The following is an 18,932-nucleotide window of genomic DNA, read 5'->3' as shown; positions in this document are numbered from 1 at the left end:
CTCCTGCTTTGAATTTATTTCACGAAATTATGACCTCTGATACCCTATTTACCAAATTATTTTACATAATACACGCGATTGCCCTGCTATCTTGCCCATCTGGATTCGGGTTTTTTGTCATCATTTGCTATAATTATAAGCTTGGCTCTACCAAAAAATTCACAATCAGCCATTCACAATTGACCGTTGATCAATCTATCGCCTTTGCTCAAACTCTTTAACCAAATACCGGCTTACAATAGCCTGGCCGACGCCCTGCACAACGGCGAAGGGAATGATGACCTTCGCCACCCTCTGGGTGTGTTCACCGCGGCCCGCCCGGCGCTGCTGGCCGCGCTGCTGGCCGATTTACAGCGCCCCATTTTCTTTATCACCGCCCGCGCCGACCGGGCCAGAATTTTGACCGAACAAATCCAATTCTGGGCCGAAAACCCGGACGCCGTTCACCGTCTGCCCGACCCCGACGCCCTGCCCCATGAAAAAGTGGCCTGGGGCTACGAGACCATTCAGGGTCGTCTGGCCGCCCTGGCCGCCCTGGTGGCCCATGGCCAGGCCGGCCCGCCGCCGCTGGTGGTCACCTCGGCCAGGGCCTTGATGCACAAAACCCTGCCGCCCGCCGAGTTTACCACCATGCCCTTCAAAGTAGGCCAGCGCATCAGCCTTAACGAGGTAGTGGGCCGGTGGGTGGAACTGGGCTACCAGCCGGAAGAAGTGGTGGAAGTGCCCGGCAGTTTCAGCCGGCGGGGAGGAATTCTTGATATTTTCCCACCCAACCTGGCCATGCCGGTGCGCATTGAGCTTTTTGGCGACGAGATTGACTCCCTGCGCAGTTTTGATCCGGTAACGCAACGCTCCGATGCCCGCCTAAAAAGCTTCACCGTGACCCCGGCCAGTGAGGCCCTGCCTCGCTGCGCTGAACGAGCGGTGCAACAATTGCGGCAGTGGGACCTGGCCAATTTGCAGCCCAGCGCCAAAATTGCCTTTGAAGAAGACGTGGCTCGCCTGGACAGCGGCACCACGTTCCGGGGCATCGAGTATTACCTGCCTTTCTTTTATAATGGGGTAATCACCCAGTCGGATGACGAGGAGGGCGTATCGGTGCTGGATTATTTGCCGGACAACGCCCTGGTATTTATTGAGGACCCGGAAGAATTGGCCCTGGTGGTGGACGAATTGGAAACCCAGGCCCGCACCCTTAAGCAAGACTTAACCGACGTTGGCGATTTGCCCGGCCAATGGCCCGACCCCTACTTTGGCTGGAAAACCCTCCCCGCTGCGCTGGCGGCCCGCCAGCCCCTGGTTCTGGGTTTCTCCTCACTCACTGAGCCAAGGCCCAATGAACAAGCGCCCTTTGACCCCTCAACCGAGCCAGACGGACGCGAAAAATTCACAATTCACGCCCAACCTGTTGGGACTTCACAATTGGTAATTGACAATTCACAATTCACGCCCAACTTGTTGGGACTTCACAATTCATCCTTCCCCCTTCAATCCATCTTTGTCCCGGCGCCGGCCTTTGGCGGCCAGGTCAAAAATGTGCTGCAAGAGATCATCGAGCGCAAAAAACAGGGCGAGCGAGTAGTGTTGGTCAGCCGCCAGGCGGCCCGCTTGAGCAGCCTGCTTGATGAACTGGCCGGTCTCACTGTTACCCCGTTAGAGAGCCTGGCTCCTGGTAATCCACCACCGCCGTCGGGCAGCATCACCCTGGTGCAGGGCATGTTGATGGAAGGCTGGAGCGTGGCCGGCGAGCAGGACGAACCGCTCATCACCGTGATGTCCGATTCGGAGTTGTTTGGTTGGAAAAAACCAACCACCATCCACCGCCCCAAACCGCGCCGGGGCGTCACCCCTGAAACTTTTTTTGCCGATGTTGACCCCGGCAATCTGGTGGTGCACATTGAGCACGGCATTGGCCGCTATATGGGCCTGGTCAAGCTGGACTTTGAAGGCGTTGAGCGCGAATACCTGGCCGTGGAATATGCCAACAACGATAAATTGTACGTGCCCATCCACCAGGCCGACCGGCTGGCCCGCTACGTGGGTTTGGATGAACATGCCCCCATCCTCAACCGGTTGGGCGGCGCAGATTGGAATACGGTCAAACGCCGGGCCAGGCGAGCGGTGGAAGACATTGCCAAAGAGTTGTTGGAACTGTACGCCAAACGAGAGGTAGCGCCGGGCCACGCCTTTAGCCCAGATACCGAATGGCAATCTGAAATTGAAGACGCTTTTCCTTTTGTGGAAACCGACGACCAACTGCGGGCCATTGAAGAAGTTAAGGCGGATATGGAAAAGCCCCGGCCCATGGGTCGCCTGGTTTGCGGCGACGTGGGCTACGGCAAAACCGAGGTCGCGCTGCGGGCGGCCTTCAAGGCCGTGATGGACGGCATGCAGGTATCCATCCTGGCCCCCACCACCGTGCTGGTGCAGCAGCATTATCAAACCTTCCGCCAGCGCCTGGAAAATTACCCGGTCAAAATCGAAATCCTATCGCGCTTCCGCACCAAAAGCCAGCAGCAGGAAACGCTGCAAAACTTGGTCGAAGGCGCCACCGATATTGTGATTGGCACGCATCGCCTGCTGCAAAAAGATGTTAAATTCAAAAACCTGGGGCTGCTGGTCATTGACGAAGAGCAGCGCTTTGGCGTTAAACAAAAAGAAAAATTAAAGGCCCTGCGCACCCAGGTTGACGTGCTCACCCTCACCGCCACGCCCATCCCGCGCACCTTGCACATGTCGTTGAGCGGCGTGAGCGACCTGAGCACCATTGACACGCCCCCGGAAGAACGGCTACCCATTCAAACCACCGTCACCGAATACAACGAGCCGCTGATCCGTAAATCCATTTTACGGGAACTGGACCGGGGCGGGCAGGTGTTTTACGTTTTCAACCGGGTGATGGGTATTGAGCAAAAAGCCAACCGGATTCGCAATATTGTGCCGGAGGCCAGGGTTGGCGTGGCCCACGGCCAAATGAGTCCGCGCCAACTGGAGCGGGTAATGGTGAGTTTTGTGGCCGGGGAGTTTGACGTGCTGGTCAGCACCTCCATTATTGAAAACGGCCTGGACATGCCCAACGTCAATACCATCATCATTGACCGGGCCGACCGTCTGGGGCTGGCCCAACTGTACCAGTTGCGCGGCCGGGTGGGGCGCGGGGCCGTGCAAGCATCCGCCTACCTGTTGACGCCCAAATATTATGAACTCAGCCCGGACGCCCGCAAGCGGCTGGAGGCCATCGCCGAGGCCAGCGAGTTGGGGGCCGGTTTCCGCATTGCCATGCGCGACCTGGAAATCCGCGGCGCGGGCGAATTGTTGGGCACCAAACAACACGGCCACATTGCCGCCGTGGGTTTTGACCTGTACACCCGACTGTTGGCCCAGGCCATCCGCGAGTTAAAGGGCGAGGCCCCGCATCTGGTTACCGACGACGAGGCTGAAGCTTACCTGTCCCCCCTCTCCGAAGGCATTCAATTGAACCTGCCCATTCCGGCCTACGTGCCGGAGGATTATTTGCCGGAGGAAAAACTGCGCCTGCGGCTTTATCGCCGTCTGGCCGGAATTAACACCCTCAAGGGCATTGGCGAAATGGCCCAGGAATTGAAAGACCGTTTTGGCGAAATGCCCGAGCCGGTGGCTAATTTGCTCTACCAACTCAAACTCAAATTGCTGGCCATGGAAGCGGGGGTCAAAGCTATTATCACTGAGGCGGGGCAGGTCATCATCCGGGCCGACACTCTGGAAGGCGTTGACCGCGCCGGTTTGCAGCGCCGACTTGGTCCGGCGACCAAAATAACGCCCCGCCAACTCACCCTGCCGCTGCATCCCAATCAAGAAACCTGGCAAGCCGAATTAGAGAAAACCTTGCGCCTCGTTGGCCGGATGGTCAACGACCCCGCAGGATAAGGACGTCAGACGATGATCATTATTGAATATTCATATCTATCATCCATCCGCAAAACCTTCCGGTCTGAAGCCGACACGATTATCATTGGCCGGCCTTCCGAGGGGCAAGAAGTTACCCTGGACCTGTCGCCGGATATGACCGTGTCTCGCCACCATGCCCGTTTAACGTTTGAAGATCGGGCATATTGGTTAGAAGACCTGAACAGCCGCAGCGGTGTTTTGGTTAATGATAAAAAAATAGCGGCTAAAACCAAACTGGCTCCGGGAGACCGGATCACCATGGGGCAAACCTATCTGGTGGTCCGGCAGATCCAAACGCTTCCGCCGCCGCCCCAGGAGAGTGATGCCCTGGTCACGCAGCCGGTCAATTTTGACGAGGAAGGCGTGCTCACCAGTTCCGTCCGGGCCACCGAACTGCCCTCCACCCTCCTTTTGGCTCAAGAAGCGGACGCTTCGTCGGACATTACGCGCCGGCGGTTGACCGCGTTTTATGAATTGGGAACCGCTTTGAGCACCGTGGAAACGGTTGAGCCGTTGCTCAAAACCGTGGTTGAGCGCCTGTGCAATGCCATTCCCGGGGCGCAGCGAGGCGCGCTCCTGCTCAAACATGGCAATGAGCTTACGCTTCAGGCATGCATCCCGGAAAAAGCCCGACCCTCGGTGAGCCTGCACCTGGCCCAGTTGGCCATAGAAAAGCAAGAAGCTTTCACCTGGCGGCGTGATACCCCCGGCCAGGCCGGAAACCTGACCGACAGCATCATCTGGCATGGCACGCAGTGCGCCATGTACGTGCCGCTGATCTGGCAGGAAGAGGTGCTGGGCATTGTTTATGTTGACAATTTTGTGGCCGAAGATGCCTTTAGTGTGGACGACCTGCGCCTGTTGATGGCCATGGCCAGCCAGGCGGCAATGTTTGTAAAAAATCATGCCTTGCAAGAAGAATTGCGCCACCAGGAAGTTGTGCGCTCTAACCTGCTGCGCCAATTTTCGCCCCGGGTGGCCGGTCACCTGGAAAATCTATTGCAGGAGCACGGCGATTTGGCCCTGGGCGGCGAACGGGTGGAGCCGGTCACTATTCTCAGCGCCGATGTGCGCGGCTTCACCGCCCTCAGCGCGGAGATGGACCCCAAAGACGTGATGGATATGCTTAACCAGTTGTTTGGGGCGTGCATTCCCATTATCTTTAAGTACAACGGCACCGTGGACAAATACATTGGCGACGGCCTGCTGGCCGTGTTCGGCAGCCCCGACCCCGATCCCAAAGGTCGCCAGTGGGAGAGCGCGGTTAAGGCCGCGCTGGATATGCAGCGGGTTATTTACCGGCTGGGCAAAAAGTGGCAGAGTATGGGTTTGCCGGTGTACCAGATTGGCATTGGCATTCACACCGGCGCGGTGCTGCAAGGTTTTATTGGTTCGCGGGAGCAGATGGAATACACCGTTATTGGCGACACCGTCAATCGCGCCTCGCGTTACTGTGACGGCGCGGATAAAGGCGAAGTGGTCATTAGCCAGGCGGTGTACAAACACGTAGCCGGCCTGGTTGACGTAACGCCTAAAACCATCAAGTCTCGCCACCCGGATACTGAAGCCGATTTGGAAGCCTACGTGGTTAAAGGGTTTGGCACGCGAGCCTTGGAGCCGGCTTTGATGTAGCTCCCCTTTTTTTTGTTGGCTCCCCTCAAAGCAGGGGTACAAGGCTTGTTTATGAAAGCAATTGGCGTGGACATTATTGAAACCGAGCGCGTGGCCCAAAGTATGGCCCGCTTTGGCGACCGTTTTTTGAAACGGGTTTACACCGAGCAAGAACTGGCCTATTGCCGGGGCCAGGCCGGTTCGCTGGCGGCGCGGTGGGCGGCCAAAGAAGCCGTGGCCAAAGCCCTGGGCACAGGCATTGGCGACGTTACCTGGCAGGAAATTGAGGTGGTGTGTGAAGGTAATGGCCGGCCTACTTTACAACTGCACGGCGCAGCCGCTGACCTGGCCGCCCGGCTAGGCCTGGCGGAGTTTGCTATCAGTCTTTCCCACAGCCGGGATTATGCCGTGGCTTTTGTGATGGGCGAATGATCACGGCCAGGCTGGGATTAGACAAAGGGGATAAAATTTGACCCGTAATTGGCCCCATGCTATACTACTGCTCAATTAAATATGAACTATTGGTAGCAAATCTTGCCGAGGTAGCTCAGTTGGTAGAGCATTTGACTGAAAATCAAAGGGTCCCCAGTTCAAGTCTGGGCCTCGGCACTCATCCCTTAAAAGCCCCACCGGGATTTGGTGGGCTTTTTTATTAGCGTAAAAAGCAGGCCCTTTAAAGGGGGCCATTATTCAGCCTATTACAATTTTGACTCCTGTCGGAAAGAAGCATTTGCCGACCGCCCGCCTGAGAAACCGGTAAATAAAACTTTTTCCTACGGCAACAAAAATTCGCCCCGCACCACCGTGGCGGCGCTGCCGCCTACTTTTACCGTAGTAACATCCTCTCGGGGGCCAATCATTTCAACCGTGGCCTGGCCGGGCCTGCCCAGCCAGTGACCCTGTTCGGCAATGAATTCCGGTTTTTCTATCAGGTTATAATGCCATAAGTATGCCCCCATGCCCCCGGTGGCCGAGCCGGTGAAGGGGTCTTCCAGGAGATCGGGCGGGGTGACAAAGTGCCGGGCAAAGGTTTGCCCGTTTTCGGTAAGGCCCCGTAAGCAGAAAAGGTGCGCGCTAAAAAAGTCGGCCCTGGCTCTAAGTTCTTTGTAAGCGGCAATATTTATCTCTATCCTTTGTAGGGATTCCAGGTTGCGTAGCGGAACCATCAATTGGGGCGTGCCGGTACTGACGGTTTGCAGGGGGTAAGACCAGGCCTCAGCCGGAGAGAGACCAAAGACAGGCAATATCTCTTCAGGCGGGTAGGTGGCCAGAAATTGCGGCTTTTTCTGCGTCATCACGATGCGCTGAACCTGACCTTGCCGGGCATGAATTTCAACAGGAATTGGCCCTACCTGCAACTCCAGGGTGATTTTGGTATAATCGCCGGTAAGCCGGAGCCGGCCGGAATCAACCAGGGCAAAGGTGGTGGCAATGGTGGGATGTCCGGCCAGGGGGATTTCTTCGGCCGGGGTAAAGTAGCGCACCCCAAAATCAGCTATAGCCGATTGCCGCACAAAAGCGGTTTCCGAGAGATTCATCTCGCGGGCAATGGCTAACATGGTATCGGCCGCCAGGTTTTCGGTGTCAAACAAAATGGCGCAGGGGTTGCCGCCCAGGGGATGATGGGTAAAGGCATCAACTTGCATAAATGGGTAAGTGGTCATTGGGTTTTCCTTATAAATATCTAACTGAGCCGTTTCACGAGCTTTAACAAAAATTGATTGACCCTCATTAAAGCATGAGTTGAAAAATCCGGGTACGACCAATTAAACCAACTTTTTTAGAGCCAATTTTGTTTCAAGGCGCTTGTTGACGTGCCCGTTCAATCTCTGCCTGCAACACAGCCTCGGCCCGGCCCGCAAGCTCAACCGAAATAAAAAGATGATCGCGGTAGTAGCCGCAAACTGCGCCCAGGGGCACCCCCACCCGAGCCAATACATTGGTTACGGCGGCCAAAAAGCCCACCACGTCCCAATCCATGGCCACACTAAAAGTAAAAATACAGAAAGGGCCGGCTATTTTGGCGTAGGGATAGCGCGGTTCAAGATGCGCCCAATCATCATCTTTGAGCAACAAGGTCAGCACGTCGGGTTCAACCAGGTATTGCCAAAAGTCGCCGTTGAGGTTAACCAAATCGGCTTCAACCTGTGGGCGCTGGTCGGGTTCCAAGCCTATCAGCACAAACTCGCCCGGCCGAAGGGTCAATTTGGTTTGAGCCAAAATTTGGGCAAGGGGTGTTTGCCCTTTAACCGTAGTAATTTTCATCCACCTGTCTCCTGCTCGCGCTCAAATTCTTGTTGGGCCAGGGTGATGGCCTTTTGGGCCAGGGCCGGTAACGGCCGGGCAATAGCCTGGGGATCAACCCATTGGCACGAAAGAATTTCAAAGGTATGGCTGATAAAGTGAGCGGTTTCAAGACCTTGTTGTTCGTTTGCCAAACGGCAGTAGTAAGCCAGGCCCAGGCCCAGCGGGGTGCTGCTGTGGGCTTCGTCGCCTTGCGTTTCACAGAGTAGAATTTGTTTAACCTCAACCTTTAGCCCCAGTTCCTCTTTCAGCTCGCGCCGAACCGCATCTGCCGGGTTCTCGCCGCGTTCAACCCAGCCGCCGGGCAGCCCCCAATTATAGCCGGGCCGAAAAACGTGTTCAACCAGCAAAACCTGTCCCGCCCGGTTAAAGACCGCGCCTACTGCGCCCACGTGTTGGCGCGGCGCCCATAGCCAGGCGGCAAACTTTAAGCCCCACCGTAAGGGAGGAAAACACTGGAGCCAGCCGGCCAAATTTCGTTTCAGCGTTAGCATGGGGGTTACGGCTCAACCGTCACCTGGCCAGGGATGGGCGTCACCATAATCCGCTGGGCTTCGGCCGAAGCCAGATCGGTTTTGGTAAAGGTCAATTGGCTTACCCCGGCAGCGATAGCCTTAAAAGTAATCGTCGCCAACACCCCGCTTCCGCCGGCCGGTTTGCTGGGCGCAAGTTGCACCAGCGTATATTGAGCTGCGCCGGCCTGGTTGTCAACAGTATTGATCACCTGAAAATCCGGCGACAAAAATGGACCGGGTTGTATTTGAACCCCGTCCTCGTTAGAGACGGCGTCTTGGGCCTGCAACACGGCCGGATCAAATTGCAAGGCCACATCAGCCCCCATTAAGTCTGACACGTTCTCCACCAAAATCTCAAGGGTGAGGGTATCATCTGCCTTAACAACCGATATTTCTGGCTGTATCTTGAGGATTGCCTCTTCTTGAATGTTCAGGGTGGTTGGGGAAGCGGATTGTTTAACGGAGGGCGCCGCCTCATCAGAGGGACGTGAAACTTCACATCCAGAAACCAATAACATTGCCATAAAAAACCAGGCCAGGAAAATAAATTTTCTCACCATGCCTCCTTTTACCAAAGCCAAATTTATAATTCACTCAAGGGTAGCACAACTTGGCCCACAAAGAAAATATGGTTGATCCCCATCAGTATGGAACGATGATGCCCCCAAGCGCTTGTTATCCCTGGGTTAGCGTGGTATGATGGTGTTGTCAAAGGTGAAAATAGGCAATACATTGAACCCGTCGCTCTTTTCTTCCACAAGTTGTCATTAACGGTATTCACCGCAATTACTACACCGTCAAGTTAATTCTGATAGATTGGGGTAGGGGCGCACCCTTGCAGTCGCCCCACATGGGGCAGGCGCAAGGCCGTGCCCCTACCTGTCAAAATTTGTCTGACAATGTATTACCTGTTTTAAAGGAGACCACCGGCAATGAAGATCCGCAAAATTGATACCCACCACCGCCGCGACGCCCGCCGCTTTGTCCAATTCCCCAACCAACTGTACCACGCCTGCCCCCAGTGGGTTCCCCTGCCCCTCAGCGATGGCCTGGCGCAGCTCAACCGGCGTAACGCCTACTTTTCACACTCTGAGGCTGATTTTTTTGTGGCCGAGGCGGGCGATCAGATGTTGGGGCGTATTTGCGTGATGGAAAATCGTCATTACAACGAATATCATAAGGCCGGGTACGCCTTTTTCTATTTGTTTGATGTAGTGGAAGATTTTAAGGTAGCCCAGGGGTTGTTTGAGGCAGCCCTAGCATGGGCGCGGGGGCGGGGTTTAAAAAAACTGATTGGTCCCAAGGGTTTTGTGCCTTTTGATGGCATTGGCATGCTGTGCCGGGGATTTGAGCATCGTCCGGCAATAGGCATGCCTTACAATTACGAATATTACAACCAATTCATGCCCCGGTTAGGTTTTGAGAAGGAGATGGATTTTACTTCGTTTTATGTCAACGTGCATCATTTTGAGCTGCCTGAACGAGTGACCCGCATTGCCGAGCGGGTCAAACAGCGCCGCAAGCTACGGGTCAAAACCTTCTCTTCAAAAGCGGAGGTGCGCCGCTGGGTCCCGGCTTTGGTAGACGCCTATAATAAGATATTTGTGAATAATTGGGAATACGTGCCGGTGACGCCAGAAGAAACCCAAGAACTGGCCGGGCGCATGTTGCAGATTGTTGACCCGGAACATATCAAATTTGTGGTCAACGAAGCAGATGAAATTGTTGGCTTTTTGCTTACATTTTTGGATATTTCCCTGGCTTTGCAACAAACCGGGGGTAAGTTGTTCCCTTTTGGCTGGGTGACGCTGCTCAGGGCGCTCCGCAATACTACCTGGATTAATGTTAATGGGATGGGTATCTTAGAAGCGTATCGGGGGCTGGGCGGGAATGCCATTTTGTATGACGAGTTGGTAAAAACCATCCGGGACGGTTGTTTTGAGCATGCCGATCTGGTGCAAATGGCCGACACGGTTGTTTTTATGCTGGCCGATATGCAAACAGTAGGCGTGGAACCCTATAAAATCCACCGGGTCTACCGGCGAGATATTTAAGACTTTTCTAAAAAATAATTTATCCGGGCGGATAAAGTACTCATCCGGGTACGGAGGCTGTTATTATGTGGAACATCAAACAAGCCACAAAAGAAAACCCCGAATTTTCCTCTTCGGCCATTGAATTACTCCAGTCTACCTCACGCAACCTTATTTTTGTGACCAGCGTTATCTATTTGCTCTGGCATTTTGTGGCAACGTTAACCTGGTCTGACGTTTTTATGACCAGGGTGTGGTTTGTCACGCCCATTGTTCTTCTTACTAGCGTTCTTTCACTTTGGTTGTTAGCCAAACACTTCAGGCTGGCTCAGGCTGTATGGCAAGTAGGCTTGGCCCTGGCCATTACCATGGCCTATTACATTTACCAACAACCGGAGGTCACTTTTTTGTATGTCCTGTTGCCCCTCATGGCCGTGGTCACAGTGAGCCAAATCAGCGGCTTGCTGGCCGAGGGTTTGGTGATAGTTTTGGTGGGGTGGCTTTCTTACACCAATATTATGCCCCCTCTCCCGTCCGGTTATGGACTGAGCATTGTGGTGGGCGGCGCCTTTACCGGCTTGTTGGGTTGGGCCGCTTCACACACGCTGCTAACGGTTACCCATTGGTCGCTCTTTAACTTCAATCAAGCGCAGGAAAATTTAAAAGATGCCCACCAGCACCGGGGAGAGGTGGTGCGGGTAATGAAGACCCTGGATCAGGCCTACTCCCAAATAGAGCGAACCAACCACATGTTGGTTTTGGCCCGAGCCGAAGCAGAAGAAGCGCAAGAGGCGCGCAATCGTTTTGCCCTGGCCGTGAGTCATGAATTACGGACGCCCCTCAACTTTATCCTGGGCTTCAGCGAAATGATGGTCAACTCCCCCAAAACCTATGCTCATTTAAAAAACTGGCCGCCCGGTCTTTACGAAGACATCCAGGAAATCTATCGGAGCAGCACCCACCTGTTGCGCCTGGTCAACGACGTGCTCGACCTGGGCCAGATAGAGGCCCGGCAAATGACCCTCTTCAAAGAAACCATAAATCTACCGCAACTGGTGCAAGAGGTGGCAGAGATGGTTGAACCTGTATTGAACCGCAAAGGTTTGTATTTTCGGGCCGAAATTGAACCTGACTTACCCCAAGTTTTTGCCGACCTGACCCGGATCAGGCAGGTTTTGCTCAACCTGGTCACTAACAGCGTGCGCTTTACCGAACGGGGGGGGGTGACGGTTTGCCTGCAAAAAGACGACGGCGCTATTTTGGCGAGGGTGGAGGATACGGGCACCGGCATTGCTCAAGAGGATATTCCTAAACTGTTTGAGGAGTTCAGGCAGGTGGGTGAGGGAAGCTGGCGGCGGCGAGAAGGGGCCGGTTTGGGCATTCCCATCAGCCGGCGTTTTGTGCAACTACACGGCGGGCGGATGTGGGCCGAGAGCGACGGCGTAGGGCAAGGCACCCGTTTTTATTTCACCTTACCTACTGCTGACCCTACGGCCGAGTTGGTCGCTTCGCCCGGCCTAGGCGTTTCCAGTGGCAAGATGGCCAACACCCGCCACTGGCAATCCCTTAAAAGAAAAGCGGAACAAGAACGATTGCTCTTGATCCTTTCTCCCGATCCGGCAGCGGGAGAATTAATGAGCCACTATGCCGAAGATTGCGCGGTGCTGGCCCTCAATCAACCAGACCAGATACCCGGCCAGATAATCGAGTTGCTGCCCCACGCTTTAATAGTTGACCAGACGATTATTGAAGACCCTCAGGTTCAAGCGGCGCTGCAAGATTTGCCCTACGACCTGCCGGTAGTTAGTTTTATTTTTCCCGGCGACCAGAACCGGCTTAAACTTTTGCCGGATGAGGTGTCTAACTACCTGGTCAAACCCATCACCCGCCAGGCGTTGGCCAAAACGGTGCAGAACCTGGGCCCAGACGTTCGTAACTTGTTGGTGGTAGACGACGACCCGGCCATGGTTCGTTTTGTCACCCTGGCCCTGGAAGATGAACCTAATGGCAAAAGCCCTGGCCAGAGGTCTGAAGCAGGTTATCACTTTAGCACGGCCTTTACCGGCAACGAGGCCCTGGAACAATTGCAGCAACAGCCCCCCGATGCAATTTTGCTGGACCTGGGTTTGCCCGACATCAACGGCTGGGAAGTATTGGCCCACGTCCGGCAAGAGCCTGAGCTGGCCCACCTGCCGGTTATTATCATTACGGCCAATGATTTACCGCAAATGCTTCAGGCCGACCGGCCGGAGACATTACAGGTTTTGTTGAAGCGCCCTTTCTCCCGGCCGGAATTGACGGCTATTCTAAAATGTCTTATGGAGACTATTCAGCCCGCCTACCCGGCCCCGTCAACTTCAGCCGGGCCAGCGCCTCCAGTAGCGATTTTTGGGTAATGGGTTTTTTGAGAAAATCGGCGGCTCCTAATGAAAAAGCCAGTTCAGGTTCGTCCCACACCGAACATACAATCACCGGAATGTGTTGGGTTTCCGGGTCTGTTTGCAGGTTTTGTAAAATTTCCCAGCCATCCATGGTGGGCATCATCACATCCAGGGTAATTACCTGGGGCTGCCATTGGCGCGCCAACGGCAAAACCTGGTTTGCCTCTTTAACCCCCATTACTTTAAGGTTGGTCTGGCTCAGGTAGCGGCGAAACATGCGGATGGCCGTTTCTTGGTCATCCACAATCAGGGCCACCCCCTGGCCGGCGCGAGGCAGCGACAGGATCAGTTCGCTCAAGCCGGCCCCCGGTTCAGGGGGAAGAAGCTCTTGAAAGGTTGCGCCCAGGCGTTGGCTCCAATATCGCGCAAATTCCAAAGGCGTTTCTTCGTCTTCATCTATAGACGCAGCAATCTCCTCGTCCACTTGCGTTTGAATCCGAAAGATAACTTGCTCCCCTTCTGCTCCCGCGCCAACGGTGATGGTCTGGCCAGCGTGGATATGTAAGGCGTAACTAAACAGACTCAAAATAATCTGGCGCAGAATAATCCGGTCGGCCAAAACAGGCGGAAGTTCTGGGGGTAGGTCCAGGCGCAGTTCTACCGCCTCGCTTTGCGCTCGCTGTTGAAAGATACCGGCGACCTCTTGGGCCACCTCGGCTAAATCAAGCGATTCTGGGGTAATCTCAAAAGCATCAAACCCATTGTCCCATTCTTCTCCGGCTTCTGGAGGAGTTTCTTTTTTGGCTGAACCTGCCTCATCTGGCCGGGTTTGGTCCCACAACAAGGTAGCCACAGCTTTCAAGGCCCGGCCATGTTCCCGGCGGAGTTGTCGCCCACTCAACGATAGTTGGCTTTTTAAGTCTGGCAGACTCAAGCCATCTACATACCGCCCCTTGAGAATCAAATAGGGCCGCCATTCAATTGAAACCATTGACGACATTCTATCTGGCGGTTGCAGTTTATTGACAGCCCGGAGCAACAATTGGCGCAAATGCTCGCCCCGGCTGGTCTGCTGGTCGGCAGAGGGTGGGAGATAAGAAACCAGGGGATGGGTTTCCAGGGCAGCATAATTATGAATATTTGTTAGCCCATCTTTAACCAGTCTTTCAAACTCGGCGCGGTCTATCATCGTTAATTGCCTCGCAGAAAATTATAACATAAGGTTTGATATTGTCCACATGGCCGTTTCTTGGCCGAAAGAAGGCCAAAAAACCATTGTCGGCCTGATAAATGATGACATATAATATTTTATGATCATTCTCCTTAGTAAGGGTGACTGGCACTTACTTGAGGTAGATTGGCATCACTTTCCCCTAAAAATCCATATAAAATTACGGGCGTTGGGTATATCCCTGATTTCAGGTAGACCGCAGCGTTTGTCCACTCTGCGGTTTCATACCAACAATTTAGAACAGACCCCAGGTGCCAGTCACCAGAATGATTTTGAAATCGGTTTCTTTATGGGAACCACTCCTTTTCTTTTTTCTAGGTAACTGCTCAGGCATGTCATTTCGACCGAAGGGAGAAATCTCCTTGAAGCCGTCCTTTGAAAAGGAGATTTCTCGGCCTACGGCCTTGAAATGACATTCAGCTTGTCGCTCAACCAAAGTATCGGTCTCATCCTGTTTTTAGTATAAAAGTTTGACTCGCGCGAATTAAAGAATTGCGCTATAATTTGGTGAGTCTATCTTGGATGTACGTCCCAAATTCTGGGAGGTGCAGGGGAGCGCGGGGAAACCCTTCTCTCCCCCGGTTTGCCCAAAAATCTGGGGCAGACCCCTATATCGCCAGATATGGGGAATGATAATTTTTAAGCGAAAGGAGGCGAGGCCATCCCATTTAACTGCCTTAAGAATGTTGCTAAAATATTCAGTTTTGGTATTCTAAATCAATATTTTCATTGATAGTCTCTATTAAGGAGGCTATCCAAAGTTCAAGGAGGACAATTTACAATGAAGAAGTATGTAAGTGTTGCAGTATTGTTAGTGATGTTGCTGGTAGTGCTGCCGGCCTCGCTGGTGGGGGCCAAGCCGCTGGCCCAGGGAGAGGATTATACGGTACAGGCTGATGACTGGCTGTCGAAATTGGCAGACAAGTTTTACGGCGATGCCAACGCCTACTGGGCCATTATGAGCGCCACCAACAAGGCCAACGCGGATGACGCCAGCTATGCCAAAATCACCAACCCCGATGCCATTGAAGTTGGGGCCAAGTTGCTCATTCCGGCTCAGGCCGACGCCGAAGCGTTTATGGCCGGGTTTGATCCAGCCGAGGCAGATGTGGGCCAACTGTTTGCCAGCGGGGCCAAGGGCCAGTTGCTGGTGGGCAACTGGTGGACCTCCGGTGGTGAGTTTGCCGGGATCAACGCGGTTTATGAGATTTACCGCCGCGAGAATCCGGATGTGGAGTTGATCCACGCGGGTGTTGCCGGTGGCGCCGGCACAAACTTTAAGGGCGCGAACCTGAACAAGTTGATTGCAGGCGACCCCTTTGATACCTTCCAATTGCACGCGGGCAAGGAAGCGTTGCTGTATTCGCCGGAAGAGTATCTGATGCCGGTAGATGACGTTCTGGAAGAAGCGGGCGTATTGCCGTTAATGCCGGAAGATTTGAAAAACGTGCTGAAGATTGACGGCAAAACCTACACCGTGCCCCTGAACATTCACCGGGGTAATGTGATGTGGACCAACAACCGGGTATTGGAGCAGGCCGGCGTGACCGTACCGGCCACCTTTGAAGAGTTTGCAGCAGTGTGTCAAACCTTGAAGGCCGCAGGCGTGGTGCCGTTGGCTCAAGGCAGCACTGACCGGTTTGAAGTGTTCCACACCTTTGAAACGGTATTACCGGGCACCATGGGCCCAGACAAGACGTTGGGCCTGTATGATGGCAGCACTTCGTGGGCAGACCCTGGCGTGACCGAGGCGCTGGAAAACTTCAATATGATGCTGGATTGCGTGAACGAGGACTGGGGCAACATCAACTGGCCCGCCGCGATTCACATGGTGATCGAGGACCAGGCAGCCTTCAACATTATGGGCGACTGGGCCTTTGGCGAAGTGCTCTTCTTTGACGCCACGGACTATGTCGGCTGGAATCCACCGCCGGGGAACGCAGGCCTGTTCAACATGGTGAGTGACGGGTTTGCCATCACCAAGGCCGCGCCGAATCCGGAGAACGCTGCGGAATTTGTAAAAATCATCACCCGCAAGGAAGCGCAGGAAGCCTTTAACATGCACAAAGGCTCCATCTGCGCGCGGACGGACTGCGACTATAGCACCTTCTCCTTCCCGGCCTACTTCGAGGGTTCGGCCAGCGACTTTGCCACCGGGCGCGTATTACCGAGTATGGCCCACGGGTCAGCAATACATCCGGCCTGGCAGCAGCAGGTGTCGGATATTATGACCCAGTTTGGTTCGGATCGGGATGTAGCCAAGGCGCAAGCGGCATTGGTGCTGGCTGCTGAAGATGCCGGTTACCCCCAATAAGAATTTAGGGGACCTTTATCTCCTATCTTTTAAGCGAGGTGGCCCGTTGGGGCCACCTCGCCCCTTAACGCCTTTTTATACAACATTGTGGAACCCTCGAATAACATTTAACTATTCAGGCTATGTCATTCTGAGCGAGGAACGAGCGAAGAATCTCCATGCAGTATACCAAAAACAAAACAAAGTAGTGCCGCATGGAGATTCTTCGGCCTACGGCCTCAGAATGACGGTCATAAATGACATGGCAAGGTGAATAGTTACCATTTAAGAAACATACGCTTGTTAACTTTTTCATCATTGGTGTTTTTCAAAACCAGGGATGAGCATAAACAGTTCTGCACAGGATAGAAAAGTCGTATGAGCATTAGTTTGAATAGAAACTGGGAGAAAATAGTTGGATTTATCATTCTTCTCCCCTCCCTCATTGGTGTAGCCGTTTTTGTGTATGGTTTCATTGGCTGGAGCGCCTTGGTATCGGTGTCGAATTGGAAGTTGGGGGCCAAACCGGATTACACCTTTTCTGGGCTTGATGCTTACGCCCGGTTGTTTGGAATAGGGGAGCGGTACGCCACTAGTATTGACGCGATCCGTTTTGGGGCAGACGTGCGTAACGTCATTGGCTTCACTCTTCTTTTTATTGCTGGCTGCATTATCGTTGGTTTTTCCCTGGCCACGGTATTGGATCGGAACGTGAGGGGGGAGGGGTTCTTTCGCAATTTGTACCTGTTCCCCATGGCGATTTCGTTCATTGTAACGGGGTTGGCCTGGCGGTGGATGTTCACGTCGGGGGACCCGAATGTGGGCAGCACCGGGATCAATTTGCTTTTTGAGCATCTGGGCTTGGGCTTTTTCAAGCCGAACTGGGCCAGTGATCTGGTGTTTCACCTTCCGGCGGAGTCAGGAGTGGGGCAGTTTTTGAGCGGTATCGGATTGGGTTGGATGGCTTCGCCGCGGTTGGGAGTATCGCTGGGGGTATTGACCCTGGTAGTGGCAGCGATATGGCAAATGTCGGGGTATACCATGGCCCTGTATCTGGCCGGGCTGCGGGGAATATCAGATGATCTACGGGAAGCAGCGCGGGTGGATGGCGCGACTGAGTGGCAGGTGTATTGGAATGTCATCATCCCGTTGTTAAAGCCAATCACCCTGAGCGTGATCATTATCCTGGCCCACTCATCGTTGAAAATTTATGACCTGGTGATAGCGATGGGAGGTCAGGGTCCCGGGTTTGTCAAGGACATGCCCGCGGTGAATATGTGGGACACCACTTTTGGACAATCTCGATTTGCCCAGGGAGCGGCGATAGGCATGGTGTTATTGATGTTAAGTTCGCTGTTGATTGTTCCCTACCTGACCTTCAGTTTACGCCAAGAGGAGGAACGATAAATGGCAACTCAAACGCTTCCCCGGCCTCGATTTCAATTCCGTATATCTCGATTGATCATCTACCTTATTCTTCTTTCGTTCACGGTTTTTTACATTTTGCCGGTCTATCTGATTATTATTACCAGTTTTAAGCAATATGCGGATGTGAACCTGTACCGGATGTGGGACTTTCCGCCGGTGCTGACGCTAGAGCATTGCACCAATCCGGCCTTTTTCTGTTTTGACAGCTTTTATGAGGCCTGGTTTGGCGGCCCTTCGGTGACTGTTGGGATGAGCCAGGCTTTTATGAATAGCCTGACCATGACTGTCCCGGCCACGCTTATTTCAACCGTGCTGGGTTCGATCAATGGCTATATCCTGGCCAAGTGGAAGTTTCGCTATGCCGACATTGTCTTTTCCCTGGTGCTGTTTGGCATGTTCATCCCTTATCAGGCAGTCTTGATCCCCTTGACCATTACCGTAAAAAATATAGGGCTTTACGGCAATTTGTGGGGCCTGGTTTTTGTTCACACAATCTACAGTATTCCCATTGCGGCCCTGATTTTCCGCAATTACTATGCCACCATCCCCAATGAGATTATGGAAGCCTCGCGGATTGATGGAGGTAATATCTTCAGTGTCTATCGTTATATCATCTTGCCGTTATCGCCGCCGGCCTTTGTGGTGGTGTTGATCTGGCAGTTCACCAATATCTGGAATGATTTTCTGTTTGCGGTAACCCTGGTCCAGAACAAGTACCAGCCGATGACCGTTGCCTTGAACAATATTGCCGGGAGTTTCTCGGTGCAGTGGAACGTGCAGATGGCCGCCGCTTTCCTCACGGCTCTGCCAACCTTGCTGGTTTATATCATCCTGGGACGTTACTTCTTACGCGGATTGTTGGCGGGATCGTTGAAGGGGTAGAAATTTAATTAAGAGACAAATCGCTTTTGAGCCGATAAAGAGAAATAGGGGCGATGTATCAACGCCCCTATTTTACTATCTATAACTTTAATTCTAAGAAGCTGCTTGAAAAGCATGTCATTTCGAGAGCCTGCCTTGAGCGCAGCGAATGGGCCATAGGCCGAGAAATCCCTGGAATCTCGCTTGAAAATTCCACGCCGTAAGGATCTCTCGCTACGCTCGAAATGACATGGAGCCTAGGTTAGTTTCTGGTGCGAAACGTCATCGATACCAACAAGATGACGTCAAGGAATAATTGAACCTTAACAAACTGATCTTTAGACAGCT

Annotated in this window: 14 protein-coding genes and 1 tRNA gene; 10 read left to right on the top strand and 5 right to left on the bottom strand. The window is 53.5% G+C overall.

Annotated features, from left to right (window positions below; all coding sequences use genetic code 11):
* From JW953_09575 to JW953_09555, 5 genes are all read left to right on the top strand, one after another.
* A partial coding sequence (locus JW953_09575) for a hypothetical protein (GenBank protein ID MBN1992944.1) occupies nt 1-221 on the top strand: 221 nt, incomplete at its 5' end.
* Nucleotides 205-3,906 carry a transcription-repair coupling factor gene (gene mfd, locus JW953_09570; GenBank protein ID MBN1992943.1) on the top strand — a complete coding sequence of 1,234 codons (3,702 nt, stop codon included), beginning with the start codon at nt 205-207 and terminating at the stop codon, nt 3,904-3,906. The genes JW953_09575 and mfd, both read left to right, overlap by 17 nt.
* A 12-nt stretch (nt 3,907-3,918) precedes the next feature.
* Complete coding sequence (locus JW953_09565) at nt 3,919-5,559, top strand: FHA domain-containing protein (protein MBN1992942.1); 1,641 nt, start codon at nt 3,919-3,921, stop codon at nt 5,557-5,559.
* 51 nt (nt 5,560-5,610) lie between these two features.
* Nucleotides 5,611-5,970: a holo-ACP synthase gene (gene acpS, locus JW953_09560; GenBank protein ID MBN1992941.1), complete on the top strand. Its 360-nt coding sequence runs from the start codon at nt 5,611-5,613 to the stop codon at nt 5,968-5,970.
* Between the two features lie 104 nt (nt 5,971-6,074).
* Nucleotides 6,075-6,147 (top strand) — tRNA-Phe (locus JW953_09555).
* Between the two features lie 164 nt (nt 6,148-6,311).
* Here JW953_09555 and JW953_09550 read toward each other — a convergent pair.
* The 4 genes from JW953_09550 to JW953_09535 all read right to left on the bottom strand — a co-directional run bounded on the left by JW953_09550 (nt 6,312) and on the right by JW953_09535 (nt 8,917).
* Nucleotides 6,312-7,202 (bottom strand): PhzF family phenazine biosynthesis protein, encoded by an 891-nt coding sequence (locus tag JW953_09550; protein MBN1992940.1) that lies wholly within the window; start codon nt 7,200-7,202, stop codon nt 6,312-6,314.
* A gap of 133 nt (nt 7,203-7,335) precedes the next feature.
* A complete protein-coding gene (locus JW953_09545) occupies nt 7,336-7,803 on the bottom strand; it encodes a hypothetical protein (GenBank protein MBN1992939.1) in 468 nt (155 codons plus the stop codon).
* Entirely contained in the window at nt 7,800-8,336 is a 537-nt protein-coding gene (locus JW953_09540; protein MBN1992938.1) for an NUDIX hydrolase, read from the bottom strand. The genes JW953_09545 and JW953_09540 overlap by 4 nt, the downstream gene beginning before the upstream one ends.
* 5 nt (nt 8,337-8,341) lie before the next feature.
* Nucleotides 8,342-8,917: a hypothetical protein gene (locus tag JW953_09535; GenBank protein MBN1992937.1), complete on the bottom strand. Its 576-nt coding sequence runs from the start codon at nt 8,915-8,917 to the stop codon at nt 8,342-8,344.
* Between the two features lie 372 nt (nt 8,918-9,289).
* On the opposite strand from JW953_09535, the gene JW953_09530 reads away from it, so the two are divergent.
* A complete protein-coding gene (locus tag JW953_09530; protein MBN1992936.1) occupies nt 9,290-10,411 on the top strand; it encodes a hypothetical protein in 1,122 nt (373 codons plus the stop codon).
* 65 nt (nt 10,412-10,476) lie between these two features.
* A complete protein-coding gene (locus JW953_09525) occupies nt 10,477-12,786 on the top strand; it encodes a response regulator (GenBank protein ID MBN1992935.1) in 2,310 nt (769 codons plus the stop codon).
* On the opposite strand, the gene JW953_09520 is transcribed toward JW953_09525, so the two are convergent.
* Nucleotides 12,716-13,960: a hybrid sensor histidine kinase/response regulator gene (locus JW953_09520; protein ID MBN1992934.1), complete on the bottom strand. Its 1,245-nt coding sequence runs from the start codon at nt 13,958-13,960 to the stop codon at nt 12,716-12,718. The two genes, JW953_09525 and JW953_09520, sit on opposite strands and share 71 nt — an antisense overlap.
* Before the next feature lie 823 nt (nt 13,961-14,783).
* Here JW953_09520 and JW953_09515 point away from each other — a divergent pair.
* From JW953_09515 to JW953_09505, 3 genes are all read left to right on the top strand, one after another.
* Nucleotides 14,784-16,316 carry an extracellular solute-binding protein gene (locus JW953_09515; GenBank protein MBN1992933.1) on the top strand — a complete coding sequence of 511 codons (1,533 nt, stop codon included), beginning with the start codon at nt 14,784-14,786 and terminating at the stop codon, nt 16,314-16,316.
* A gap of 357 nt (nt 16,317-16,673) precedes the next feature.
* Complete coding sequence (locus JW953_09510; protein ID MBN1992932.1) at nt 16,674-17,702, top strand: sugar ABC transporter permease; 1,029 nt, start codon at nt 16,674-16,676, stop codon at nt 17,700-17,702.
* Complete coding sequence (locus tag JW953_09505) at nt 17,703-18,605, top strand: carbohydrate ABC transporter permease (protein MBN1992931.1); 903 nt, start codon at nt 17,703-17,705, stop codon at nt 18,603-18,605.
* Nucleotides 18,606-18,932 lie beyond the last annotated feature (327 nt).

The organism is Anaerolineae bacterium, assembly GCA_016931895.1.
Lineage (GTDB): Bacteria > Chloroflexota > Anaerolineae > 4572-78 > J111 > JAFGNV01.
The sequence above is the reverse complement of the archived record's forward strand: the minus strand, read 5'-3'. Positions and strand labels throughout refer to the sequence as shown.